The organism is Micromonospora sp. NPDC047467 (genome assembly GCF_040643095.1).
GTDB lineage: Bacteria > Actinomycetota > Actinomycetes > Mycobacteriales > Micromonosporaceae > Micromonospora.
In genome coordinates, this window is sequence record NZ_JBEYTO010000012.1 from 16,232 (window position 1) to 41,690 (window position 25,459).

A 25,459-nucleotide genomic window follows, 5' to 3' on the forward strand; every position below is an offset into this window, starting at 1 on the left:
GTCGTGATCGCCACTGCGGCCAGCCGAGCCCGCCGGCCAGCGCGGCTCGGCTGAGCGGCATCGGGTACACCATGTATCGATCAACTCGCATAGGGTGGGGGGCCGGCAAGCGCTTAGGCGCCCCACGACGGGAGAGAAGATTGACTATCCGGCTGAACCGCAGGACAGCGCTCGGGCTCGGAACCGTGGCCACCGCCGGCACGGTGCTCGGCGCCGCGACACCTGCGAGCGCCGAGGTCACCGAGGCCGCTCCGACCACCCCCGCGCGGGCCGCCCGCCGCGTCGCCACCAGCTACACCAAGTTCAGCACGCAAGCCGGCGGCAACTGGCAGGCGTACGTCAGCGTGGCCCGCCCGGACGGCCCGCCGGTGGTCGCCGTGGCGGCTCAGGCCGACCAGCGGATCGAGGCGTACAGCGTCAACAAGATCGCGGTGGCCACGGCGGTGCTGGACAAGATCGACCGAGGGCTGCTCACCCTGGACCAGCGGGTCGAGGTGACCGCCGCCATCGTCGTGCCGGGTGGCGACGGGATCTTCAGCCTGGACGGCGCGTACCCCAGCAGCGTGACCCTCGGCCACGTCCTGGCGAACCTGCTCACCGTCTCCGACGACACGGCGGTGCGGCTGTGCGGGTCGGTCTGCCCGGCCGCCGAACTGAACGCCATCCTGGTCGGCAAGGGCTTCCCGAACACCCAGGTCGAGCCGGTGGCCAACCCAAACCGCTTCTTCCTGGGCACCAGCACCCCCCGCGAGACGCACGACCTGCTGCGGGCCCTGGTCGCCGGCACCCTGCTCTCCCCCGCCTCGACGAGCTTCCTGCTCGGGCTGCTGCGCTCCCCGGTGGCCTTCACCGACGGCATGCGACGCACCATGTCCTCCGACGACCGGGCTCGCATCGCCACCAAGGCGGGCTGGTTCGCCGATGCCCGGCACGAGGCGGGGGTGATCTTCGACCGGTCCGGGGCGGCGGTGCTCACCTACGCGCTCTTCGCCGACGGGCAGGCCAACCCGGACGACTTCGGGGCCACCCACCCGGCGGTGCAGGCCCGCGCCGCCATGGGGCCCCGGTTCCTGACCGCGGTGGACCGGCTCAGCGGGACGGGCGCGACGCACCGGGCGGCAACTCGACGGCCGAGCAACGGCGGCTGACCTGGCAGCGGGCCGGTCGCCGCACGGCGACCGGCCCGCTCGGGCGACCGGCGACGCGCGGGCGGCCCTCGGTGACTACCGTGTAGTGCGGACACGGCGGAGGGACGGCGATGGCACCAGCGGATCGTACGAACGGTGAACGGTCGCGCGGGCGACTGCTGCGGGGCACGGCAGGGCTCGCGGCGCTGGCTGGCCTGGCCTGGGTGGCCCGGGACGTGCCGGCGGCACTCGGCGGGCGACTCACCGGCGCCCGCGCCGAACGGGCGGCCCGCTCGCCGCAGTTCCGCGACGGCACCTTCCACAACCAGGCCGGCAGCACCCCCATGATGGCCGCCGACCCCGGTCGCAACCTGCTCCGCGAGCTGATCTTCGGCAAGCAGAAGCGACGCCCCACCGCGCCCGTGCCGCTGCTGCGCCCGGCCGCGCCGCAGGCCGCCGACGAGCTCACCATCGTCTGGTACGGCCACGCCTCGGCGCTGATCGAGATCGAGGGGCGGCGGGTGCTGCTCGACCCCATCTGGAGCGACCGGTGCTCACCGTCCGGGTTGGTCGGCCCGCGCCGACTGCACGAGCCCCCGGTACGCCTGGACGAACTGCCCCCGCTGGACGCCATCCTGATCTCCCACGACCACTACGACCACCTGGACATGGCGACCGTGCAGGCGCTGACGGCCGGGCAGTCCGCGCCGTTCCTGGTGCCGCTCGGGGTGGGCGCACACCTGGACCGCTGGGGCGTACCCGCCGAGCGGATCATCGAGCTGGACTGGACCGAGTCGCACCGGGTCGCGGGGCTGGAGATCACCGCCACCGCCGCGCAGCACTTCTCCGGGCGGGGCCTGCGCCGCGACGGCACGCTCTGGAGTTCCTGGGTGATCGCCGGGGAGCGACGCAAGGTCTTCTACACCGGCGACTCCGGCTACTTCGACGGGTACGCGGCGATCGGCGCGCAGCACGGGCCGTTCGACGTGACGCTGATGCAGATCGGCGCGTACGACCGGGCGTGGCCGAGCATCCACATGTTCCCGGAGGAGGCGGTCGACGCCCACCAGGACCTGCGCGGCGGGCTGCTCATCCCGGTGCACTGGGCGACGTTCAACCTGGCCCTGCACGACTGGTCCGAGCCGGTGAACCGGCTGTGGGCGGAGGCGAAGGCCCGCGATGTCCGGCTGGCCGTGCCCCGCCCGGGCGAGCGGGTGGTCGTCGACGAGCCGCCCGCCGTCGACGGCTGGTGGCAGTCGATCGCCTGAGCTCAGAGCACGAAGGCGTCGGTCCAGAGCGCGCCGGACCGCCCGGAGAGGGCATCCAACATGGCCACCGCCTGACCGTCGGTGAGCTGCGCCACGAAGTCCACGATGGCCCGCCCCCGGGCCCGGCCGATCCGGTCCGGGGTACGCGGGTGCAGCTCCGCCTCGGCCAACTCGACCAGGTCGTGCAGCCGGCGGGGCAGCCGGGACTCCTCCTCCGGGTCGAGCAGCCACTCCCACAGCGCCTCGACCAGGGTGCCCAGCAGCCGGGCCTGGCCGCGCTGGTGCAGGGCGAGATCCGGGCGGGCCAGCACGAACCGGTGGTGGACGAACTTGAGCACCTGCACCTCGTGCCACTGCGCGCAGCCGAGCAGCACGTAGCCGGAGCGGATCGATGGCTCGTCGGTCATCGTGATCGCCTCGACGAAGCGGGTGGACCAGCGGGCGGAGAACCGCGAGACGTACTGCTCCGCCTCGATGGAGCCGTCGAACGGCATCGCCAGCAGCCCGTCGACCAACTCCTCCCGCACGTGCTCGACGGCGGCGGCGAACGCGTCGTCGTCGGCGATCCACGCGTCCTTGCGGTGCAGTTGCCGGCGCAGCCGCTCGATCGCCGCGCCGGGACGGCGGGACGCGGTGGTCAGCGCCGCGTCGGTGATCGCCCGGAAGTGCCCGCTCTCCCGCTGCCAGGCCATCAGCTCGGCGGACACCGCGCCCTGCTGGAGCACACCGACCCGGTAGAAGTCCTCCACGTCGTGGATGGCGTACGCGATGTCGTCGGCGGTGTCCATCACGGACGCCTCCACGGTCTGCTGCCAGTCCGGGATGCGGCCGACGAACGGCTCCCGGGCCTGCCGCAGGTCGTCCAACTCGGTCCGGTACGCGCCGAACTTCAACGAGCCGCTCTCCGGGTCGTCCGGCGGGGGCGTGGCACCGCGCGGCGGCGGGTTCAGCAGGCGCGGGTGCGGGTCGGGGTAGTCCAGCCGGGTCCACGGGTACTTCAGCAACGCCGCGCGGACCGCGGCGGTCAGGTCCAGCCCGGTGGTGGCCGCGCCCCGGATCTCGGTGCTGGTGACGATCCGGTACGACTGGGCGTTGCCCTCGAAACCGTCGGCGAGGCCGAGGCGCTGGCGGGCCAGCCGGTCCAGCACCCGCTCCCCCAGGTGCCCGAACGGCGGGTGGCCGAGGTCGTGGGCGAGCGCCGCCGCCTCCACCACATCCGGGTCGCAGCCGCCGAGCTTGTCCAGCAGGTCACGCCACCGGTCGTCGGCGGTCAGCCGCTCGGCGATCGAGCGGGCCACCTGGGCGACCTTCAGGCTGTGGGTGAGCCGGTTGTGCACGAGCAGGCCGGAGCCGACCGGGCTGATCACCTGGGTGACGCCGCCGAGGCGGGCGAAGAACGGCGAGCCGACGATCCGGTCCCGGTCGGCGCGGAACGGGTTGGCCGTGAGGTCGCCGAGGGCCCGGGCGCTGCCGCCGAAGAGCCGCCGGGTGCGCGGCTCCACAGGTGTTTCCATGATCGCCACGCTAGCGCAGGCCGGGCGGGACCGCCGCCGGGTCACCCGGCCGGGTGCGGCGGGTCATCCCGGCCCGGCGGGTCATCCCGGCCCGGCGGGACGGATCGCCCCGGCCGGGTGCGGCGACATCGCCGGGGAGCGCCCGGCACAATGCAGGCGGTACCCGCTCTTTGAAGGCGGATCGAGTCGAAGGCGGATCGAGATCGTGACCCAGTCTGTTCATCAGCGGATCGCCGACGAGCTCGGCGTGGCCGAGCGTCAGGTGCGGGCGGCCGTGGAGCTGCTCGACGGCGGCGCCACCGTGCCGTTCATCGCCCGCTACCGCAAGGAGGCCACCGGCCTGCTCGACGACACCCAGCTGCGCACCCTGGAGGAGCGGCTGCGCTACCTGCGGGAGCTGGACGAGCGGCGGGCCGCCGTCCTGGAGTCGATCCGCGGCCAGGGCAAGCTGGACGAGACCCTCGAAGCGCAGATCATGGCGGCCGACTCGAAGTCCCGGCTGGAGGACATCTACCTGCCGTACAAGCCGAAGCGGCGGACCCGGGCGCAGATCGCCCGCGAGGCTGGGCTGGCGCCGCTGGCCGAGACGCTGCTGGCCGACCCCAGCCAGGACCCGAAGGCCACCGCCGCCGGGTTCGTCGACGCGGAGAAGGGCGTCGCCGACGTCGCCGCCGCGCTGGAGGGCGCCCGGGCGATCCTGATCGAGACCTTCGCCGAGGACGCCGACCTGATCGGCACGCTGCGCGAGCAGATGTGGTCGCGAGGGCGTCTGGTCTCCCGGGTACGCGATGGTCAGGAGACGGCCGGCGCGAAGTTCGCCGACTACTTCGACTTCTCCGAGCCGTACCCGAAGCTGCCCTCGCACCGGATCCTGGCGATGTTCCGGGGCGAGAAGGAGGGCGTGCTCGACCTGACCATGGACCCGGAGGAGGCCGGCGAGGCGGATGCCGTTCCGACCGGCCCGAGCCGGTACGAGGCGGCCATCGCCGGCCGCTTCGGTGTGTCCGACGCGGGCCGCCCGGCCGACCGCTGGCTGGCCGACACGGTCCGCTGGGCCTGGCGTACCCGGATCCTCATCCACCTCGGGGCGGACCTGCGGATGCGGTTGTGGCAGGCGGCCGAGGAGGAGGCGGTGCGGGTCTTCGCCACCAACCTGCGTGACCTGCTGCTCGCGGCGCCGGCCGGCAGCCGGCCCACGATGGGGTTGGACCCGGGCCTGCGCACCGGGGTCAAGGTGGCCGTGGTGGACGCCACCGGCAAGGTGCTCGCCACCGACACCATCTACCCGCACGAGCCGCGCCGACAGTGGGACGCGTCGGTCGAGACCCTCGCCCGGCTGGCCGGGGCGCACGGCGTGGAGCTGGTGGCGATCGGCAACGGCACCGCCTCGCGGGAGACCGACAAGCTGGCCGGCGACCTGATCAAGCGATACCCGCAGCTCAACCTGACCAAGGTGATGGTCTCCGAGGCTGGCGCGTCGGTCTACTCCGCGTCCGCGTACGCCTCGCAGGAACTGCCGGGGATGGACGTGTCGCTGCGCGGCGCGGTCTCCATCGCCCGCCGCCTCCAGGACCCGCTCGCCGAGCTGGTCAAGATCGACCCACGGTCGATCGGGGTCGGCCAGTACCAGCACGACCTGTCCGAGGTGAAGCTGTCCCGGTCGCTGGACGCGGTCGTGGAGGACTGCGTGAACGCCGTCGGCGTGGACGTCAACACCGCATCCGCGCCGCTGCTGACCCGGGTCTCCGGGATCGGCGCCGGGCTGGCCGAGAACATCGTGCTGCACCGGGACGCCAACGGTCCGTTCCGGTCGCGGACCGAACTGAAGAAGGTGGCGCGGCTCGGGCCGAAGGCGTTCGAGCAGTGTGCGGGCTTCCTGCGCATCCCCGACGGCGACGACCCGCTGGATTCGTCCAGCGTGCACCCCGAGGCGTACCCGGTGGTCCGTCGAATCCTCTCCACCACCGGGCAGGACCTGCGCTCGGTGATCGGCAAGAGCGGCATCCTGCGTGGGCTGCGGGCAACTGATTTCGTCGACGACCGGTTCGGTCTGCCCACCGTCACCGACATCCTCGCCGAGCTGGAGAAGCCGGGCCGCGACCCCCGGCCGGAGTTCCGCACCGCCACCTTCGTCGAGGGGGTGGAGAAGATCAGCGACCTGACGCCGGGCATGCTGCTGGAGGGCGTGGTCACCAACGTGGCCGCGTTCGGCGCGTTCGTGGACGTCGGCGTGCACCAGGACGGGCTGGTGCACGTGTCGGCGATGTCCCGGACCTTCGTGAAGGACCCCCGCGAGGTGGTGAAGTCCGGTGACGTGGTGCGGGTCAAGGTGCTCGACGTGGACGTACCCCGCAAGCGGATCTCGCTGACCCTGCGGCTGGAGGACGAGCCGGGCGCCGACGCCGGCCGGGGCGGCCGGACCAACCAGGAGGGTCGCGGCGGCCCGACGCAGCGCGGCCCCGAGGGCGGTCCCGGCGGACAGCAGGGCGGACGCGGCGGCCAGCCCGGCGGACGCGGCGGCCAGCCCGGCGGACGCGGCGGCCAACAGGACGGACGCGCTGGTCAGGGCAGCCGTGGCGGACAGCCCGGCGGACGCGCTGGTCAGGGGGGACGTGGCGGCCAGCAGCGGCAGAGCGCGCCGCCGCCGGCCAACGACGCGATGGCCGAGGCCCTGCGCCGCGCCGGCCTGGCCTGACCCGCGCCTGAGCGCTCCCCGGGCTCCGGGACGCTGCCCGTGCCCGGGCAGCGTCGCGCCCACACGAGATCTCGGACAGTTTCCGTCAGGTGCTGACGGAAACTGTCCAAGATTCGCGGCCGCCACGTCTCCCCGGGGGGAAATCGGATCGCGGGGCGGCGGGGTTCGGGGTGATGATCTCGCGGTGAAGATGCACGCCGACCAGGTCGAGGTGAGCGCGGACGCGGTCGCCGCGCTGGTGGCCGAGCAGTTTCCACAGTGGCGGGCGCTGCCGGTCCGTCCGCTCACCTCGACCGGCACGGTGAACGCCCTGTTCCGGCTCGGTGCGGAGATCGTGCTGCGGTTTCCGCTGCTACCGACCGCCGACCCCGAACTGCGCGCCGAACTGCGGCGGGAGCAGGAGCACGCGCGGCTGCTCGCCGCGCACCTGCCGGTGGCGGTGCCCGAGCCGCTCGGCCTGGGCGAACCGGGCGAGGGGTACCCGGGGCCGTGGACGGCGTACGGCTGGATCGCTGGCGAGACCGGGCAGGCCGACCAGGTCGGCGGCTCGGACGCCTTCGCCCGCGACCTCGCCGCCGTGGTGGCCGCGCTGCGCCGCGTCGACACCGGCGGGCAGAGCTGGCCCGGGTTCGGCCGTGGCGGGCCGCTGGCCGACCAGGACGCCGACGTGCGGTCGGCGCTCGCCGTCAGCGGCGACCTCGCGGACACCGCCCGGCTCGCCGAGGTGTGGGCACGCTGCCGGGACACCCCCCGGCACGATGCCGCCGACGTGTGGATCCACGCCGACCTGATGCCCGGCAACCTGTTGGTACGCGACGGGCGGCTGGTCGCGGTCATCGACCTCGGCACGGTCGGCGTGGGCGATCCGGCGGTGGACCTGATGCCGGCGTGGAACCTGCTCGACGCCGGGTCGCGGGAGACGTACCGGCGGGCGCTCGGCGTGGACGACGCGACGTGGGAACGTGGACGCGGGTGGGCCCTGTTACAGGCGATCAACGCGCTGCACTACTACGTCGAGACCAACCCGGTGATGGCCGACATCGCCCGGCGCACCCTGCGGGCGGTCCTGCGCTGAGTCGGATCGCGTACCGTCGGCTCGTGGGTGAGGGCGACGGCCGGGAGTGGCGGGAGCGGCAGCAGCACGCGGTGCGGGCGCACGCCGACGCGGAGGCGCGGCGGCGAGCCGCCGAGCAGACGCAGGCGGCGGAGCTGGTGGCCTGGTTCGTGGCTGAGGCGACCCGGCGCGGGCTGCCCACCACCCGGCTGTTCGCCCGGGGCTACGACGGTCGCGGACGCTACCGGACCCGGTTGACCGGCTGGTACGTCGACCGGGCCGAGACCCGGGCGGTGGACGTGGCGGGCCGGTTCCACCTGCTGACCGTGCCGGGCGGCCTACGGGCCCGGCTGTTCGGCGTCGACCCGCAGCCCAGCCCAGCGCCGCTGGTCGTCGGCGCGGGCGGGCGCGACGGTGAATCGATCCCGTTGCGCACGCTGCTCGCCCGACTCCTCGGCGAGTAAGCCCCACAGCTCGACCACCGGTTGGAGCACTGAGCCGCCCGCTTCGTAGCCGGCGGTCACTGTCACGTCCGCGCCCGGTCGGCTCCGATGCCACCGGGGGCGAGATACAGCCACCGGACAAGACGCCTGAACACGTCATTCCGGCCTGAAGCGACCAGTTCGCCGGAAACGGGCGCGGTACGCCGTCAACCTCGCCCGACCGGCCAGTTCTCCCCTCGCCCGACCGGCCCTCGCGGCTCTACCCGCTTGGACGGTTGGCCGCCTGAGGTGCACAACTCCGCGGATCTGGCCGTGTCCGACTGCGGGGTTTCGGGGTTGATCGGGGGAATGCGGACCGACTGTCGCTATTCGGCGACGCCACGCTGTCTGTGACTGATATTACAAATGCGTAGGTTTTGGGTAGATCGCGTGGGAGGTCACAACGTGCCGGTGCCTGGTGGTCTCATGGACGCCGAGCTGTCACTGCCCCGGAGCAGCCGGGAGCGAGGCAAGCGCGTCATCGACGTGGTTGTGGCAGCAGTCGCCCTCATCCTGGTCACGCCAGTACTGATCGTGGGGGCGGCTCTGGTCGCGGTGGGTCTCGGTCGTCCGGTGCTGTTTCGCCAGTGTCGTGCCGGCCTGCACGGGCAACCCTTCGAGCTGGTCAAGTTCCGCACCATGCGGCCACCCGACCTGAGCCTTGGCCTGCTCGGAGACCGCGACCGGCTCACCCCGCTCGGGCGCTGGCTGCGCGCCACCAGTCTGGACGAGCTGCCCACGCTCTGGAACGTGCTGCGCGGCGACATGAGCCTGGTCGGCCCGCGACCGCTGCTGCCCGAGTACCTCGACCGCTACTCCCCCCACCAGGCCCGACGGCACGAGGTGCGCCCCGGCGTCACCGGCCTTGCCCAGGTACGCGGGCGCAACAGCCTGAGCTGGGAGGAGAAGCTGGACTTCGACGTGCGGTACGTGGACAGCCACAACCTGTGGGTCGACCTGACGATCCTCGCCGCGACCGTACGGACCGTGCTGCGCCGCGAGGGCATCTCCGCAGCCGGATCCGTCACGGCGCCCGAGTTCCTCGGAACGCCAGACTGGTCGCCGCCGCCGCGTAGCGACTCCAACGCCGTGACCACGCGCTCGGGCGGTGCCCGATGAGTCGAACGGTGTACCTGTCGCCGCCGGACATCGGGCCGCTGGAGGAGTCGTACCTGGTGGCCGCCCTGCGCTCCGGGTGGGTGGCTCCGGTCGGCCCCGACCTCCAGGCGTTCGAACACGACGTCGCCGAACGGGTGGGCACCGACGGGGCCGTCGCCGTCAACTCCGGGACGGCCGCCCTGCACCTGGCCCTGCTCGGTGTCGGAGTCGGCCCCGGCGACGTGGTCATCGTGCCCACCCTCACCTTCATCGCGACCGCCAATGCGGTCCGCTACACCGGAGCCCGTCCGATCTTCGTCGACTGTGACCTGCGAACCGGCAACGTGGACGTCGGGCTCGTCGACGAGTTGGTGCGACGGTTGAGGTCCCGCGGAGAGCGGATCGGCGCTGTCGTGCCGGTGGACATGTTCGGCAGCTGCGCCGACTACACCCAACTGGTCCCGGTCTGCGCCGAGGCCGGGATCCCCCTGGTCGAGGACGCCGCAGAGGCGCTCGGCGCGCACCATCGAGGGCGCCCGGCCGGGTCCTTCGGCCAGGTCGGAGCACTCTCCTTCAACGGCAACAAGATCATGACCACCTCCGGTGGCGGGATGCTCGTCTCCGACGACGCGGAGCTGCTCGCCCGGGCCCGCCACCTCGCCACGCAGGCGCGGGAGCCCACGCCGCACTACGAGCACCGCGAGACCGGCTACAACTATCGGCTGAGCAACCTCCTGGCCGCACTCGGCCGGGCCCAGTTGATCCGGCTGGACGGCATGATCGCCCGACGCCGTCAGCTACGCGACCAGTACGCCAAGGTGTTCGCTGCGGTGCCCGGGGCCGAACTGGTCGGCCTCGACGACGCCGACTCGAACTGCTGGCTCACCGTCATCACGGTCGACGAGGAGCAGTGTGGCTGGCGGGCCGCCGACCTCGGGGCACACCTGAGCACCCGGGACATCGAGACACGACCCGTCTGGAACCCGATGCACCGTCAACCCGTCTTCGCCGACGCCGAGAGCCTGCTCACCGGGTCCGCCGACCGACTCTTCACCCACGGGCTCACCCTGCCCAGTGGCAGCGCCCTGACCGAGCAGCAGATCGGGCGGGTGTTCGAGGCGATCGACGAGTTCCTCGGCGGGCACCCCGGGGTGCGAGCAGCATGACGATTCCACTGGTGATCGTCGGCTGTGGCGGCCACGGCCGCGAGGCGCTGAGCATCGCCCGAGCCATGAACTCCGACCCGGGCCGACCCCGCTGGCTGCTGCTCGGCTTCATCGATGACCGACCCAGCGAGGAGAACCTCAAACGGGTGCAGCAGCTGGACGTGCCCTACCTGGGCGGGCTGCCGTGGTTGCGCGACGCCCCTGCGGACACCCAGCACGTCATCGGTATCGGGGACCCTCGGACACGACGAGCGGTGGCCCAGCGAGTCGACGGGTACGGAACGCCAGCGACCAGCCTCGTCCACCCGGCGGCGACGATCGGGCCGGACACCGAACACGGCCCCGGGTTCGTGGCGTTCGCGGGGGCCCGGGTCACCACCAACGTGACCATGGGCCGGCACGTGCACCTCAACCAGAACGCCACGGTCGGCCACGACAGCGCACTCGCCGACTTCGTCTCGGTGAACCCCCTCGCCGCCGTCTCCGGTGACTGCCAACTCGGCGAGGGAGTGCTGATCGGCACCACCGCCGCAGTGCTCCAGGGGCTGCGGATCGGTCCCGACGCCACGGTCGGCGCGGGCGCCTGCGTCACCAGAGACGTGCCCGCCGCTGCCGTGGTCAAGGGCGTGCCGGCGCGCTGACCAGCACTGACCGAGACCAGACGGGATCGACACCGACGCCGCGCCCACGTGGTCCGGCACGAGGAGCAGGACGTGAGCACAAACCGCCGCGGCGCCAACGAACGGCCACTGCGCGTACTCCAGGTGACCAGCACAGCCGTCGGCGGTGACTGGTTCCACGACCAGGTGACGGGGTTGGCCCGGCTGGGCCATGACGTGTGCGCGGTCGTCCCAGGTGAGGGCCCACTCACCGCCCGCCTTCGGGCAGCCGGAGTACGCACCGAGATCGTGCCGATGTCGGGCTGGCGCCCGCAACAGCTTCCTCGGGTCGCGGCGGCCCAACTGCGTCTCATCCGCCTGATCAGACGCTTCAGACCCGATGTGGTGCATGGCCACCTGGTGAAGGCCAACATCGTCTGCCGGTTGGCCACCCTGGTCGTTCGCCGCCCGCTGCTGGTCAACCAGATCGCCGGCGTCGTCCACCTGCGCAGCCCACTGTTCAAGCGCATCGACCGCGCAACCCTGCCCCGGGTGGACGTCCTGATCGGGTCGTGCCACGCGTTCGCCGACCAGTACCGACGCCTGGGCGCTCGCGCGGTGACGGTCAGCCACTACGGGTGCGACGTCCACCGGCTCGACCCGACCGTCAGCGGACAGCCCTTCCGCGCGGAGTTCGGACTGACCGCCGACACTCCCACCGTCGGAATGCTCGCGCACATGTACCGCAGCCGACTCCAGGCGTTCCAGGACATCGGTTTCAAGGGCCATGAGGTTTTCATCGACGCGGCCCCGCGTCTGTTGAGCCGGGTGCCGGCAGCCCACCTCTTCGTCGTGGGCGATGACTTCACCGGTGATGTGGGCTACCGACGCGATCTGGAGGAGCGCGCCGCCCGGTTGGGCGTGGCCGACCGGGTGCACTTCACCGGCCGCCGGAGCGACGTTCAGGGCGTCCTCGCCGGTCTCGACGTGGCTGTCACACCGTCGCTCGAGGAATCCGCGTCGTACGCCACCGTCGAGGCGCTGTTGATGGAGCGGGGCGTGGTAGCCAGCGACGTCGGCGGTCTGCCCGACACCGTCCAACATGGTGAGAGCGGCCTGTTGGTGCCTCCGGCGGACCCGGAGGCGCTGGCCGACGCCGTCATCGACCTGTTGGAAAGCCCTCAGCAACGGGCTGCCATGGGGCGGCTCGGGCGGGACCGCTGCCTGCACCTGTTCGACATCGAGCGGACGGTTGCCGACGTCGAGGCGATCTACCGGGCGGCGCTCGACGGTCGTCCACTCCCGCGGGCTGGTCGCCTGCCGGAAGTAGCCCAGTGACGGCCGCGACACCGCCCCTCGACCCGAGCACCAGCCCCGGGGTGCGTGCCGGACCCACGGCATCCAGTGGTCGAGACCTGGCCGAGCGCGGCCAACCCACCACCGACTCGGGCGGACCGGCGCGTGTCTCGGAGAGCACGGTGTCCGCCGCCGCCGCCGGGTCTGTCGGAACCAGGATCGTCCTCCTGGCGGTCAGCCTGGTGACCGGTGTGCTGGCAGCCCGGGTGCTCGGCCCGCACGACCGAGGCGTGGTGGCGGTCGTGCTCGCCTGCGCCTCGATCTTCGGAGCGCTCCTCACCCTGGGAATGGAGACGGCCAACCTCCGTTACGCCGGCGGTTCGGTCGTCGCACACCGGCGAACGGTGTGGTGGAGCCTGCGCCACGTCGGGACGGTGGGAGCCGGCGTGGCAGCCGCCTGGGGGGCACTGGCGGTGGTGGTCGGGCCGGTCGTTCGAATTGGGCTCGACCCGGTCACCTTCGCGCTCGCGCTGATCCTCGGCCCGGTGGTGCTGCTCTCCTCCCTGCTCGGCACCGCCGAGATCGGCCGTAGCCGTGCATCGGTCTACAACCTCACCGTCATCGGTGGGCTGCTCGTGTACGGCCTGCTGCTCGTCGCCCTGACGGCGACCGGTCGGGCGAACACCAACACGGTCCTCGGCGCGTACCTCCTGGGCCAGGTGTGCACCGGGGCGGTGCTGCTGGTCCGCGCGCTGCCGTTGAGTCGCGAGCCCGGCACACCCGAGGACGCGGCGGCATACCGGTCGTTCGCCCGCCGGGTCTACGCACCCAACCTGGCCCAGTTCGCGATGGTTCGCAGCCAGATCCCCGCCATCCATCTCATGGCTGGCGCGGGTGCCGTCGGCGTCTACTCGGTGGCGGTGCCGTTCGCCGAGATGCTCCTGGTGCTGCCGGTGGCGCTCAGCCTCATCCTGGTGCCAGCGATCGCGCACGGCGGCGCCGACTGGCACACGGTTCGCCGGATGTCCGTGCGGACACTGCTCATCACCGCCGTCGGTGCGGGGTTGCTGGCCGCGGTCGCGCCGCTGGCCTTTCCGCTGTTGTTCGGGCCGGAGTTCGCCGAAGCCGTACCGGTGCTGTGGGCAATGCTGCCCGGCCTCATCGTGCTCGCGGTCGCCCGTACCGCGCAGAGCTACCTGACGGCCGTCGACCGCCCGGGCCCGCCGACCCTGGCGGCCGTCAGCGCCGCCGTCGCCGGGCTGCTCGCCATGGTCGTCCTCATTCCACGCTTCGGCACGGTCGGAGCGGGTCTCGCAGTGTCGACCGGATACGTCCTCTATGGCCTGGTCGTTGGCTGGGCCTTCCTCGGTTACCGGCCTGTCAAGGGCCGGAGAAACGGTCCGACGAACATGACGATCGAACGCGGGGGTCGGCACGCGAGGTCACCGAGACGGGAACGTGAGTCCGTGCTGCCGGCGTGGGGCCGGGCGGGCGGTGTGCTCGTCGCCGGTGCGGCCGCGGGACTGGTGGCGGTGCAGGACACCACTCTTCTGCTCCGGCTGGCCGCCCTCGCCATGGTCGTACTCATCATCACGCTGCCCGGGTTCGGCCTCTACTGCATCGCGCTGGCGGTGCCCGCATCGCAGCTGCCCATCGCCCTGGCACCGGACACCACGCCGTTGCTGGCGCTGATCCTCTGCACTCTCGTCGGCACGTTACTGCGCGGCCGTCCGGCCCGGCGCAGCACGGCCGCCGTCCTCATCGTCACTGGCCTGACCTGTCTCCTCGCTCTCGGTGTGACAGTCGGTGGCCAGCCCAACCAGGCGTTCCGCTCGGTCGCCGCGATCGCCATACCGCTGGCCTGCATACCGCTGATCGACAGCACCCGGGCCCGCTCGCGGAGCGTCCTGCTCGTGTTCGCGGTCGCCGCCACCGTCGTCGGTCTGGTCCATGCCGCTCTCGCCCTGATCGGGACACCGATGCTCGCCGAGGAGAATCCGGCCCTGGCCGAGTCCCTGAGCAGCCTGAACCACAACGCGTGGGGGCCGATGCTGCTGCTGGCGCTCGCCGTGCTGCTGTCCAGGCTGCGGCCGGACGCCTCGCGCGCCGCTCGTGCGGTGACCCTCGCGGGGATCATCGCCGTGACCGTCAGCGTGGTCCTGTCCTACAGCCGCTCGACATACATCGGTGGAGCGCTGCTCCTGCTCTGCTTCGTGATCCGGCGGCGACGCGCGGTGGCCCTGGCCCTCACCGGCATGGTCGTCGTGCTCACCGTCGGCGTGACCGGAGTTCAACTGGTGCCCGAGAAGGTGGCCGAGCGGATCGCCTACACCACCGTCGACGGGCGGCTGGACAGCTCCAGCAGCGTACGGCTCGACCTGTGGCGCAGCGCCCTGCGGATGGCCGCCGACCACCCGCTCGCCGGTGTGGGATTCCAGAACTTCCGAGCCCACCTACCGGAGTACTTCCAGCCCGAGGTCACCGTGGCCGCGGTCGACGTCCAGCTCGACAGCCTCAACCACGCCCACAACACCTACCTCACGGTGCTGACGCAGACCGGGCTCGTCGGTGTCCTCCTGGTGGGCGGACTCCTGTTGATCGTGATCCGTCAGACCCGCCGACGCCTACGCGCCGGCGAACCCACCGCAGAAGCGGCAGTGCTCGGCATGGTCGCGATCGGGGGGTGCAGCCTGTTCGGCGAACCGCTGCTCACTCTCCCGGTGCTCATCCCGTTCGTGCTCCTGCTGGCCGTCGCCACAGCCCGCCAGCCGGTCGAGCCGAACCACGCGACCGACTCGCGCCCCGCCGGACCGAGGCACTCCGCGAAGACCAGACCGGCATGGGCAACCGGCCCGCGTGGCTACGGCGCGGGCCGCAGCCGGACCACCGCCGACCGGGTCCTGATATGACCAAGGAGACGAACATGGCCGCGACGCGTCCCGACATACCGAGGGTCGAGAGTGCCGACCGGCCGCCTCGGCAGCAGGCCGTCGCGGACAGAACCCCCGCGACCGCGCTTCCGTCCGTGCTGATGCTCTGCGGCGCGAGCTCGCTGCACGCCCGCAAGTGGGCGGTCGCGCTGGCTGAACGCGGTCATCCGGTCATCGCCGCCAGTTGGATCGGTGCCGAGCCGATCGACGGCGTCGACCTGCGCGTCGCGCCCGGGACCGGCCAGACCCGGTACGGGCGGTGGGGGGCGGTGTGGCAGCTCGTCGCCGCCGGCTGGTGGATGCGCCGGCAGGTACGCGAGGCTCGCCCGGACGTGCTGCACGTGCACTCGGTGGGGATGGCGGGTCTGCTGTCGCTGCTGGCGCCGCGTCGACCCGCCCGGGTCGTCACGCCCTGGGGCGTCGACCTGCAGTCCGCGCGCCGGTCCAGGATCCGCCGATGGGTGGCACGCGCCGCCCTGCGCCGCTCCGACCTCGTCCTTCCCACCGCGGGGTCGGTCCGCACGGAGATCGTCGAGCGCTACCGCATACCGGTGGACCGCGTACGCACCGTCTCGTGGGGCGTGGACGACACGCTGTTCGCGCTCCGGGACACGGTGATGCCAGCGTCGGTGCGGCGGGAGTTCGGCATCCCGGTCGAAGCGACAGTGCTCTTCGCGGCCCGGACGGCCGGTCCCGTCTACCGCACCTCCGAGGTGCTGCGGGCGTTCGCCCAGGTGGCCACCACCCGTCCCGATCTGCACCTCGTCGTCCTGGCCGGGCACCGTCCCGCCGAGGCGGCCGCCGCTCAGGCGCAGCGACGGTGTGTCACGCAAGCCCAGGAACTCGCCGCGAGCCTGCCCGGACGGATCACGGTCCTGGACCGGTCACTGACGCCGGAGGACACCTTCCGACTGATGCGGGCGAGCGACGTGAGCATCTCGGTCCCTCGCTTCGACCAGCGCAGCTGCACGGTCCTGGAGGCGGCGCTCGCCGGTTGCAGGCTCCTGCTGGCGGACCTGCCGCCCTATCACGAGATGGTCGAGGACGGTCTGGTGGCCGACATCGTCACGGGGCCGTTGGAGGCCGCGCTGTCGGAGCAGTTCCTGGCCGCCCGCCCGCTGGAGCCACCTCTGCGGGAACGGAACCGGCGCTTCATCGAGACGTCGGAGTCCTGGTCACGTCAGGTCTCGACCGTGCAGGAGTGCTATCAGCGGCTGACCGTCGACCGACCCGGACAGCGTCGGGGCGGGGCGGCCCGGTGAAGATCGTCTACCTGCATCAGTACTTCCGCACCCCGGCCATGGCCGGAGGCACCCGGTCCTACGAGTTCGCCCGGCGTCTGGTGCGCAACGGCCACGACGTGCAGGTGGTGACAAGCGATACCGAGTCATCGCCCGACGCCAGACAGACCTGGCGAACAACTGTCGAGGCGGGCGCGGTGGTGCACTGGGCGGCCGTTCCCTACCGCAACGCGATGTCCATGCGGGAGCGACTCTCGGCCTTCGGGCAGTTCGCCCGGTTGGCGGCCACGCGTGCGGCGTCACTGGAGCAGGACGTCGTCTTCGCGACCAGCACCCCGCTGACCATCGCGCTACCCGCCGTCTACTCGGCGCGGCGCCGACGGTCACCGATGGTGCTGGAGGTGCGCGATCTCTGGCCGGACGTACCGATCGCGCTGGGTGCCCTGCGCTCCCCGCTGACCCGCCGTGCGGCTACAGCTCTGGAGGGGTGGGCCTACCGCAACGCCGCTCATATCGTCGCGCTCTCGCCGGGGATGGCGGCGGGCGTTCGAGCGCGGCACCCCGGGGCGGCGGTGACGGTTGTCCCGAACGGTTGTGACCGTCAACTGTTCGCCGACGCGGACGCGGCCGGCCGGGCTCTGCGGGATCGCACGCCCTGGTTGGGCGATCGGCCTCTGATCCTGTACGCGGGCACGCTCGGCTTCGTCAACGACGTGGGCTACCTGGTCCGGATGGCCGCGACGCTGCGCAACGACCATCCCGACGTCCGGGTGGCGATCGTCGGGCAGGGCGCGGAAGCAGCGCGGGTGCGCGCACTGGCAGCCGCATCGGACGTCCTGGACCGGAACCTGTTCATGTTCGATCAGATGCCGAAGGCCGAGGTCGTGGCGTTCTTCGGCGCTTGCGATCTCGCCGTCTCGACGGTGCGGGACGAGCCCGCATTGCACGCCAACTCGGCGAACAAGGTCTTTGACGGCTGGGCCGCCGGCCGACCTGTCGCCGTCAATCACGAAGGGTGGATCGCCGACGTTCTGCGGCGCAGCGGCGCCGGACTCGTGCTGCCGGCGGGAGATCCTGCCGGCGCGGCGGGGCTCGTCGGCGCATTCGTCACCGACCCGAGCAGGACGGCTGCGGCGCGGGCCGCGGCCCGGGTGGTCGCGGCCACCGAGTTCGACCGAGACCTGCTCTTCGAGTCGTTCGAGGACGTGCTGCGGGGGGCGGTGATGCCACGGCAGACGGCCGAGCCAACGGGACAAACTCCGCAAACCGTCAAAAATGAGTCATAAGGCGCGTTAGTTTCGATACGACGTCGACAAGCCATCTTGGTGGGTTCACCCCCAGATGGGCCGCTATCGCAGCAGGAGTTTCCACATGGATCTTTCGGGGACAAGCCCCAGCGAGTCCGCACGCCCTGGTCGGTCGCGTCGCGGTCTCCGGCTAACCGGCGGCCTCCTCGCAGCGGATGCCCTCGCCTGGATCGCGGGTTTCGCCATCGCCGCGTGGGCACGCTTCGAGTTCTCGCTCACCGGCCCCCAAATGGCCCGCGCGATCGGCATGGGTGTGCTCGCTGCGGCCCTGCACGTCGTGGTGGCCGCCGTCCGCCGGAACTACTCCGGTCGGCACCCCCTGGGCAGCGTGGAGGAGATGCAGGGGCTGGCCAGCACGGCCCTGACCACCGGTGTGCTCGTGCTGATCGCGCTCGTGCCGATGGCGTCCCGGCCGGTACCCGCCAGCACGCCACTCGTCGGCGCGGCGATCGCGCTGCTCGTCATGCTCGGCACCCGACTGGCATACCGCAACCGCAGCGACCGGACGCTGCGCCCGGACGCCGGCCGCGCCGAGCCGGTCCTGCTCTTTGGTGCGGGGTCGGCCGGGCAGGGGCTCCTGCGGGCCATGCTCAGCGATCCGGCCGGTCAGTTCCTGCCGGTAGGCATGCTCGACGACGACCCACAGAAGCGCCACCTGTCCCTGGCCGGGGTGCGCGTACTCGGCTCCCGCTTCGACGTCGACGCCGTCGTCCGGCGCACCGGCGCGAAAATGGTGATCTTCTCGGCCGCCAACGCCGACTCCGACCTGATCAATGAGGTCCGCGAGAGCACCCTGAAGACCGGGGCAACGTTCAAGATCCTTCCTTCGGTACGGGAACTGGTCGACCACCGGATCACCGTGAACGATGTACGCGACCCGGATATGGCGGACCTCCTCGGACGACGACAGGTGATCGGCGATCTCAGCGACGCCGAGTCGCAGCTGCGGGGGCGGCGCATTCTGGTGACCGGCGCGGGCGGGTCGATCGGCTCCGAGCTGTGCCGCCAGATCATGCGTGCCGATCCGGGTGAGCTGATGATGCTCGACCGGGACGAGTCGGCCCTGCACGCGCTCCAACTGTCGATGTCGGGTCGCGCGATGCTGGACAGTCCCGAGTTGATTCTCGCCGACCTCCGCGACGAGGAACGGATCCGGCGGGTGATGGCGGAACGCCGACCCGATGTCGTCTTCCACGCCGCCGCTCTGAAGCACCTGACGCTGCTGCAGCGTCACCCGGGCGAGGCGGTCAAGACGAACGTGTGGGGCACGCAGTCGGTGCTCGACGCGTGCCGCGACGTGGCGAGGTTCGTGAACATCTCGACCGACAAGGCCGCTGATCCCGTCAGCGTGCTCGGCTACTCCAAGCGGATCACGGAACGGTTGACCGCGAACGCCGGCGCGACATACGGCGGCACGTTCCTCAGCGTCCGGTTCGGCAACGTCCTGTCCAGCCGGGGCTCCGTGGTTACGGCGTTCCGAGCCCAGATCGAGGCTGGACTGCCGATAACGGTTACCCATCCGGACGTGACGCGCTACCTGATGACCGTCCAGGAGGCGGTACACCTGGTGCTCCAGGCCGCTGGGATCGGCCGAGACGGTGAAGCCCTCGTCCTCGACATGGGCGAGCCGGTACGGATCGACGACATCGCCCGCCAGTTGGCGAGCCAGGCGCCCGGGCCGGTGCAGATCGTGTACACCGGACTCCGGCCGGGCGAGAAACTCCACGAAGACCTCATCGGCACCGGCGAGCAGGACGTTCGCCCGCTGCACCCGCTCATCTCCCACGTAGCGGTACCCCCACTCGACCCGATCGAGATCACCACGCTGGACCCGTTCGACGACCCGGAAAAGATCATTGATCGCCTCGCCTGGCTGTGTGGTCAGCCGACCGGCGTCGTCGCGCAGTCCGTCAAGGCGATCGCCCCGGCACCCACCGCTCGCTGACTCGACGCCGACCCCGCAGGTGACGCCCAGGGCAGACCCTCGGCGCACCTGCGGGGCACGCGCCACTCCGGCCGTCACGTGGGGCGGTGACGCCGACACGGCCAGCAACCGCGCTCCCATCGACCGATTGACATTGATCAGCCCACACCGAAGGCTCGCGCCTACAGGTCCTTCACCCAAGGAGGCGCGATGAGACCGAGACGACTGGCGATCGCCGGCGTGGTCACCCTGCTCGGCGCACTGGCACTGGCCCCACCGGCGAGCGCACGGCCACCGTCGGACCCGGGTCCCCGCGACGGCCTGGAGGTGTACGTCGGCACGGTCGACGCGAAACAGCGCGACCAACTACGCGCGGCGGGGGTGGACCTCGGCCACGACGCAAAGGCGGACTCGGCCGGTCGTACCAACGTCGAGACGGTCCTCACCCGTCGGCAGGCGAAGCGACTGACCGACAAGGGCGTCCCCCTCACGGTGAAGAAGGTCCGCGGCAAGGACGCCTCGCAGGCGCTGCGGGAGCAGAGCGCGGCGGGCTGGACGGCGTTTCGCCCGTACGGGAAGCCGGGTGGCATCCGGGACGAGCTGAACGCCACCGCCGCCCGGCACCCGAAGCTCACCAAGGTGGAGACGATCGGCCGCACCCAGCAGGGTCAGCCGATCCTCGCCGTGAAGGTCACCAAGAACGCGCGGACCGTTCCGGACGGCCGGCGACCGGCGGTCCTCTACGCCGGCGCCCAGCACGCCCGGGAGTGGATCACGCCGGAGATGACCCGCCGGCTGATGCACCACGTGCTGGACAGCTACGGCAAGGACCGGGAGATCACCCGCCTGCTGGACACCACCGAGTTGTGGTTCCTGCCGGTGGCCAACCCGGACGGCTACGACTTCACGTTCACCCCTGGCAACCGGCTGTGGCGGAAGAACCTGCGCGACAACAACGGCGACGGGCAGATCACCTCCGGTGACGGCGTCGACCTGAACCGCAACTTCGCCTACAAGTGGGGGTACGACAACGAGGGCTCGTCGCCGGAGCCGAACAGCGAGACGTACCGGGGCCTGCGGCCCAACTCGGAGCCCGAGACCAAGGCCCTGGACAATCTCTTCCGCCGGGTCGGCTTCGAGTTTTTCGTCAACTACCACTCGGCGGCCCAGCTGCTGCTCTACGGCCTCGGCTGGCAGGTGAGCACACCCACCCCGGACGATGTGATCTACGAGGCGATGGCCGGTGACGACGCGCACCCGGCCGTACCCGGCTATGACCCGGACATCTCCGCCGAGCTGTACACCACCAACGGTGACACCGACAGCCACGCCACCGTCAAGTACGGCACGCTGGGCTTCACCCCGGAGATGTCGACGTGTGAATCCGTCTCGGCCATCGACCCGAACGACCAGTGGCGCCCGGAGGACTGCGTCAGCGGCTTCAACTTTCCCGACGACGAGAAGCTGATCGCCGGTGAGGTCGGCAAGAACCTGCCGTTCGCGCTGGCCGTGGCGCGCTCCGCGGCGGACCCGGACGACCCGGTGTCGGTCGTCGGCCGCAGCACCCCGGACTTCGTGGTGGACTCGTTCGACACGTCGTACGGGCGCACCCAACAGGTCGCCTCGATCACCCGTCGGGCGTTGAAGAACGTGCGGATGCACTACGCCGTCAACGGCGGTCGACCGAAGACCGCGCCGGTCCGTGAGTGGCGCGGTGGCGAACGGTACGGCGGCACGCACGACGACTACTACGCCGAACTGCGCGGCACGGTCACCGGGACGAAACCGGGTGACCGGGTGGAGGTCTGGTTCACCGGGGTCAAGCAGCGGGCCGGGGTGGTGACCAGCGAGCACTTCACCTACCGGGTGCACACCGACATCGGCGGTGACGTGCTGGTCCTCGCGATGGAGGACGTCACCGGGCTCAGCCCGGCGCAGACGGGCACCACCGCGAAGTACGCCGACGAGGTCGCCGCGTCCCTGACCGCCGCCGGGCGCAGCAGCGACGTGTACGACTTCGACGCGCGGGGACGGACGGCGCCGCACCCGCTCGGCGTGCTGTCGCACTACAAGGCGGTGGTCTGGGAGACCGGCGACGACGTGATCCTGCGCTCCCCCGGCCAGGTGCCCGGCACGGCGGCGAAGGCCGCACTGGACACCGAACTGGCTGTGCGGGACTACCTCAACGAGGGTGGCAAGCTGCTCGTCAGCGGCCAGTACGCGCTGTTCGCGCAGGGCGCCAACGGGTCGTACGTGTACCAGCCGGGCGCGCCGCCGGAGTGCACCAACGGCGAGGACCCGACCTGCCTGCCACTGCTGAACGACTTCCAGCAGTACTGGCTGGGCGCCCACACCTACGTCTCCGACGGCGGCACGTCACCGGAGGGTGACCCGTACCCGGTCGCCGGCAAAAACGCGGCGTTCACCGGGTTCACCGGGCAGCTCAACGCTCCCGGGTCGGCGCAGAACCAGGCGCACACCGCCTCGTTCTTGACCACGTCGAGCTTCCTGCCGCCGGACCAGTTCCCGCAGTTCGCCAGCTCCGCGCCGGTGGGCTGGACCAGGCCGGGCGGCGCGCCGTTCGACCCGCGCACGGGCGAGTGGTACCTGTACGGCGGTCAGGCGGACGAGTCGTACAAGCGGCTCTCCCGCACTGTCGACCTGACCGGGGCGACGAGTGGCGAGTTGCGCTTCTTCACCTCGTACGAGATCGAGCAGAACTGGGACTTCCTCTTCGTCGAGGCGCACGAGGTGGGCAGCGACGACTGGACGACCCTGCCGGACGCCAACGGCAAGACCAGCACGGCCACCGGGGACAGCTGCGCCGCGGGTTGGGTGGCGCAGGTGCACCCGTTCCTCGCGCACTACCAGGGCGCGGACTGCTCCTCCACCGGCAGCACGGGCAGTTGGAACGCGGCGACCGGCTCATCGGGCGGTTGGAAGGAGTTCGTGGTCGATCTGTCCGCGTACGCCGGCAAGCAGGTCGAGGTGTCGATCTCGTATGCCTCGGACTGGGCCACCCAGGGCCTCGGCGTCTTCGTGGACGACGCCCGGGTGGTCGTCGACGGGTCCACGGTCACCGAGACGTCGTTCGAGTCGGCTGACCTGGGCGGCTGGACGGTGGCCGGGCCGCCGGCCGGCAGCGCCGGCAACGCCAACGACTGGTCGCGCAGCCAGCAGGCGTTCGAGGAGGGTTCGGTGGTGGTCACCGCCGACACCGTCTACCTGGGCTTCGGGTTGGAAGGGCTGTCGCCGGCGGCCCGCAACGACCTGGTCGCCCGCTCGCTGACCCATCTGACCGGCCGACCCCGCCGCTGACGGCGGGAGACAGTGCAAGGAACGGCAGGTGCCCCGGACGCGGTCCGGGGCACCTCGCTCGTCCGGCTCAGTCGGTGGGCCGGGGAGTGACCGTGGCCATCGCGAGGGTCGGGCCGTCGATCGGCGACCGCGGGGCGTCCGGCACGGGCACCGCGTCAACGACTGCCGTCGCCGGCACGGGCTCGGCCGCCGGGCCGTCGGTCGACACCGGCGGACGCAGCCAGGACGGCGCACCGCCCGCCGGGTTCCGCAGGTACGCCGACTTCCGGGCCTCGGCGAAGCGGCGCCGCAGCCAGCCGGAGACGGGCTTCTCGACGAACCGGTGCACGAGCCACGAGGCGACCAGGAGGATCACCACCACGATGAGCCCGGTCAACCAGGCCGGGAGCACCTGGTGCAGGTAGTGGATCATCACCCAGCCGATGTACTCGTGCAGCAGGTAGAGCGGGTAGGTCAGCGCACCGGCGGTGGTCAGCCAACGCCAGCCGACCGCGAGACGACCGGTGGCCACCGCCGCCAGGACCAGGTAGAAGAGCGTGACCAGCGCCGCCTCGACCATGCTGATCTGGGTCGACGACAGCATGGTCCGGTTCGGGGCGTACGGGTTGACCGTGCCGATCATCTGGAGCGCGACGAGCCAGGACGCGCCCACCAGCCCCCAGAGGTAGATGTCGGAACCGTGGCGGTAGATCAGGAACAGGGCCATGCCGCCGACGAAGCAGGCCGCGCTGCGGGGCACCAGCAGATCGGTGAGCATCGGGATGGAGTGGTACGCGAAGAGGCTGGCGATCAGCCACCCGGAGGCGAAGAACAGCACCCGCCGCGGGGTGTATCCGCGGACCAGCACGAAGAGACCGAAGAGGAGGTAGAAACGCAGCTCGTGGGCGAGGGTCCAGTAGACGGAGTCGACCGCGTCCACTCCCATGAGGTCGTTGAACATGGTGAGGTTGGTCAGCACGTCGCCGGGGCGCTTCGGCTGGCGGACCACCGGCCAGAGGGTGAGCACCGCGGTGGTGGCGAGCACCGCGAACCAGTACGCGGGATAGAGCCGGATGATCCGAGCGGCGGCGAACTGCCCCAGGCCACGCCCCTCCGCGCTCATGCAGATCACGAAACCGCTGATCAGGAAGAACAGGTAGACCCCGAGCCACCCGAACTGGGTGTAGAGGCTGAGCGTAGGCAGGGCCGCGCCGTCCGGACCACCCCAGGCGCCGCCGAAGACCGTGAGATGGAAACCTACGACGAACAGGGCTGCGACCAGTCGCAGGCCATCGAGCACATACAGGCGTGAGGGCGCGACCCCGGAAGGCGATTTCACACGAACTCCCCGTTAAGGGGGCCCTGGCCCCGTGCCGGCCCCCCAATGTGCCGTTGCACAATGGCGATCGGCGAAGGGCAAGTTAGCAGGCCGGCACGAGGGCGGCAATCCCGTCCGAGAGCCGGGGCCGGGCCGTCGTCGGCCGGCGGCCTGCCCGGTACGCCGGACGCGTCCGACGCCGGTGTGATGAGCTGTACGGGTGTCGGGGCTGGGACTGGTACTGCACCCCACCCGGGATGTCACCGAGGTGGTCGGGATCATCGAACGGTGGGCGACGCGTCACCACAAGTCGTTGATGGTGCGCACGGAGGACGCGCACCGCGTACCGGCCAGCATCGAGCCGGTGCCGGAGGCCGAGGTGGCGGCACGCGCCGACGCGTTGATCAGCATCGGCGGTGACGGCACGATGCTGGGGGCGCTGCGTTCGGCAGTCCTCGACCCGAAGCCGGTGCTCGGCGTACACCTGGGTCGGCTCGGTTTTCTCGTCGAGGTCGAGCCGCCGGCGCTGCCGGAGGCGTTGAGCCGGTTGCTGTCCAAGGACTTCACCATCGAGTCGCACGCCTGCCTGGCCTGCGACGTGTGCGGCGACGACATCGTGGCGTTCAACGACATCGCGCTGGTCCGCCAGCCCGGCTCCGGTTTCGTCACCGCCACCCTCGCGGTCGACGGCCAGCAGTACGGCTACTACCGCGCCGACGCCGTGGTGATCAGCACGCCGATCGGCTCGACCGCGTACAGCTACGCCGCGGGTGGTCCGCTGATCTCCCCGGCGGCGGACGTCGTGGTGGTCACCCCGTCGGCGCCGATGGCCGGCATCTCCCGGTCGGTGGTGCTCTCCCCGGACGAGAAGATCCGGCTGGAGTTGGAGCCCCACTCGTCGGCTGTCGTGGTGGAGATGGACGGGCTGGTGTTCCGCGACGCGGCGACCGAGGGTGCCGTGGACATCAGTTACCGCCGCAACGCCGGCCTGGTGGTCCGCTTCGACCCGCAGCGCTACCAGGAACGCAACCAGTTGAAGATGACCCTGCTCGATCTGCCCTTCCTACCCGAGCAGCTCCGCGAGCTGCTCCCCAAAGAACTCCACAGATCCCCCGACCAAGAAATCCCCCCACGCTGCTGACA

General features: G+C 71.4%; 17 protein-coding genes. 15 read left to right on the forward strand and 2 right to left on the reverse strand.

Features of this window, described 5'->3' with window-relative positions; genetic code table 11:
* Positions 1-140: 140 nt before the first annotated feature.
* Both ABZ780_RS27470 and ABZ780_RS27475 read left to right on the forward strand, forming a co-directional pair.
* Positions 141-1,148: a serine hydrolase gene (locus ABZ780_RS27470; protein WP_357487931.1), complete on the forward strand. Its 1,008-nt coding sequence runs from the start codon at positions 141-143 to the stop codon at positions 1,146-1,148.
* Between the two features lie 110 nt (positions 1,149-1,258).
* A complete protein-coding gene (locus tag ABZ780_RS27475; RefSeq protein ID WP_357487932.1) occupies positions 1,259-2,395 on the forward strand; it encodes an MBL fold metallo-hydrolase in 1,137 nt (378 codons plus the stop codon).
* 2 nt (positions 2,396-2,397) lie between these two features.
* Here ABZ780_RS27475 and dgt read toward each other — a convergent pair whose 3' ends face one another.
* On the reverse strand, positions 2,398-3,909 hold the full coding sequence (gene dgt, locus ABZ780_RS27480) for a dGTP triphosphohydrolase (protein WP_357487933.1): 1,512 nt from the start codon (positions 3,907-3,909) through the stop codon (positions 2,398-2,400).
* Positions 3,910-4,114: 205 nt separating this feature from the next.
* On the opposite strand from dgt, the gene ABZ780_RS27485 reads away from it, so the two are divergent.
* From ABZ780_RS27485 to ABZ780_RS27540, 12 genes are all read left to right on the forward strand, one after another.
* Complete coding sequence (locus ABZ780_RS27485; RefSeq protein ID WP_357487934.1) at positions 4,115-6,604, forward strand: Tex family protein; 2,490 nt, start codon at positions 4,115-4,117, stop codon at positions 6,602-6,604.
* Between the two features lie 190 nt (positions 6,605-6,794).
* Complete coding sequence (locus ABZ780_RS27490; protein WP_357488023.1) at positions 6,795-7,679, forward strand: aminoglycoside phosphotransferase family protein; 885 nt, start codon at positions 6,795-6,797, stop codon at positions 7,677-7,679.
* A gap of 23 nt (positions 7,680-7,702) precedes the next feature.
* Positions 7,703-8,122: a hypothetical protein gene (locus tag ABZ780_RS27495; protein ID WP_357487935.1), complete on the forward strand. Its 420-nt coding sequence runs from the start codon at positions 7,703-7,705 to the stop codon at positions 8,120-8,122.
* A gap of 444 nt (positions 8,123-8,566) precedes the next feature.
* Entirely contained in the window at positions 8,567-9,259 is a 693-nt protein-coding gene (locus tag ABZ780_RS27500; protein ID WP_357487936.1) for a sugar transferase, read from the forward strand.
* Positions 9,256-10,404, forward strand: coding sequence for an aminotransferase class I/II-fold pyridoxal phosphate-dependent enzyme (locus tag ABZ780_RS27505; RefSeq protein WP_357487937.1), 1,149 nt, complete (start codon positions 9,256-9,258; stop codon positions 10,402-10,404). Before ABZ780_RS27500 ends, ABZ780_RS27505 begins: the two co-directional genes overlap by 4 nt.
* Positions 10,401-11,045, forward strand: a complete 645-nt coding sequence (locus ABZ780_RS27510) for an acetyltransferase (RefSeq protein WP_357487938.1) — start codon at positions 10,401-10,403, stop codon at positions 11,043-11,045. Before ABZ780_RS27505 ends, ABZ780_RS27510 begins: the two co-directional genes overlap by 4 nt.
* Before the next feature lie 72 nt (positions 11,046-11,117).
* On the forward strand, positions 11,118-12,341 hold the full coding sequence (locus tag ABZ780_RS27515; RefSeq protein ID WP_357487939.1) for a glycosyltransferase family 4 protein: 1,224 nt from the start codon (positions 11,118-11,120) through the stop codon (positions 12,339-12,341).
* A 140-nt stretch (positions 12,342-12,481) separates the two neighbouring features.
* Positions 12,482-15,208 carry an O-antigen ligase family protein gene (locus ABZ780_RS27520; RefSeq protein ID WP_357487940.1) on the forward strand — a complete coding sequence of 909 codons (2,727 nt, stop codon included), beginning with the start codon at positions 12,482-12,484 and terminating at the stop codon, positions 15,206-15,208.
* Positions 15,209-15,222: 14 nt separating this feature from the next.
* Positions 15,223-16,491, forward strand: coding sequence for a glycosyltransferase family 4 protein (locus ABZ780_RS27525; protein ID WP_357487941.1), 1,269 nt, complete (start codon positions 15,223-15,225; stop codon positions 16,489-16,491).
* A complete protein-coding gene (locus ABZ780_RS27530) occupies positions 16,488-17,756 on the forward strand; it encodes a glycosyltransferase family 4 protein (protein ID WP_357487942.1) in 1,269 nt (422 codons plus the stop codon). The genes ABZ780_RS27525 and ABZ780_RS27530 overlap by 4 nt, the downstream gene beginning before the upstream one ends.
* Positions 17,757-18,006: 250 nt before the next feature.
* The gene (locus ABZ780_RS27535; protein WP_357487943.1) at positions 18,007-19,722 is read left to right on the forward strand and encodes a nucleoside-diphosphate sugar epimerase/dehydratase; all 1,716 of its coding nucleotides are present in this window, start codon (positions 18,007-18,009) and stop codon (positions 19,720-19,722) included.
* Between the two features lie 189 nt (positions 19,723-19,911).
* Positions 19,912-23,019, forward strand: coding sequence for a M14 family zinc carboxypeptidase (locus ABZ780_RS27540; RefSeq protein WP_357487944.1), 3,108 nt, complete (start codon positions 19,912-19,914; stop codon positions 23,017-23,019).
* Between the two features lie 67 nt (positions 23,020-23,086).
* Here the strand turns inward: ABZ780_RS27540 and ABZ780_RS27545 are convergent, their stop codons facing one another.
* The gene (locus ABZ780_RS27545; RefSeq protein WP_357487945.1) at positions 23,087-24,337 is read right to left on the reverse strand and encodes an acyltransferase; all 1,251 of its coding nucleotides are present in this window, start codon (positions 24,335-24,337) and stop codon (positions 23,087-23,089) included.
* A 199-nt stretch (positions 24,338-24,536) separates the two neighbouring features.
* Between ABZ780_RS27545 and ABZ780_RS27550 the strand changes: the two genes are divergently transcribed.
* On the forward strand, positions 24,537-25,457 hold the full coding sequence (locus tag ABZ780_RS27550) for an NAD(+)/NADH kinase (RefSeq protein WP_357006003.1): 921 nt from the start codon (positions 24,537-24,539) through the stop codon (positions 25,455-25,457).
* The last annotated feature ends 2 nt before the right edge of the window (positions 25,458-25,459 follow it).

Coding starts and splice junctions, on each gene's coding strand:
- ABZ780_RS27475 (WP_357487932.1), top strand. CDS start 1,259: ATGGCACCAGCGGATCGTACGAACGGTGAACGGTCGCGCGGGCGACTG.
- dgt (WP_357487933.1), bottom strand. CDS start 3,909: ATGGAAACACCTGTGGAGCCGCGCACCCGGCGGCTCTTCGGCGGCAGC.
- ABZ780_RS27490 (WP_357488023.1), top strand. CDS start 6,795: ATGCACGCCGACCAGGTCGAGGTGAGCGCGGACGCGGTCGCCGCGCTG.
- ABZ780_RS27500 (WP_357487936.1), top strand. CDS start 8,567: ATGGACGCCGAGCTGTCACTGCCCCGGAGCAGCCGGGAGCGAGGCAAG.
- ABZ780_RS27505 (WP_357487937.1), top strand. CDS start 9,256: ATGAGTCGAACGGTGTACCTGTCGCCGCCGGACATCGGGCCGCTGGAG.
- ABZ780_RS27510 (WP_357487938.1), top strand. CDS start 10,401: ATGACGATTCCACTGGTGATCGTCGGCTGTGGCGGCCACGGCCGCGAG.
- ABZ780_RS27525 (WP_357487941.1), top strand. CDS start 15,223: ATGGCCGCGACGCGTCCCGACATACCGAGGGTCGAGAGTGCCGACCGG.
- ABZ780_RS27535 (WP_357487943.1), top strand. CDS start 18,007: ATGGCCCGCGCGATCGGCATGGGTGTGCTCGCTGCGGCCCTGCACGTC.
- ABZ780_RS27540 (WP_357487944.1), top strand. CDS start 19,912: ATGAGACCGAGACGACTGGCGATCGCCGGCGTGGTCACCCTGCTCGGC.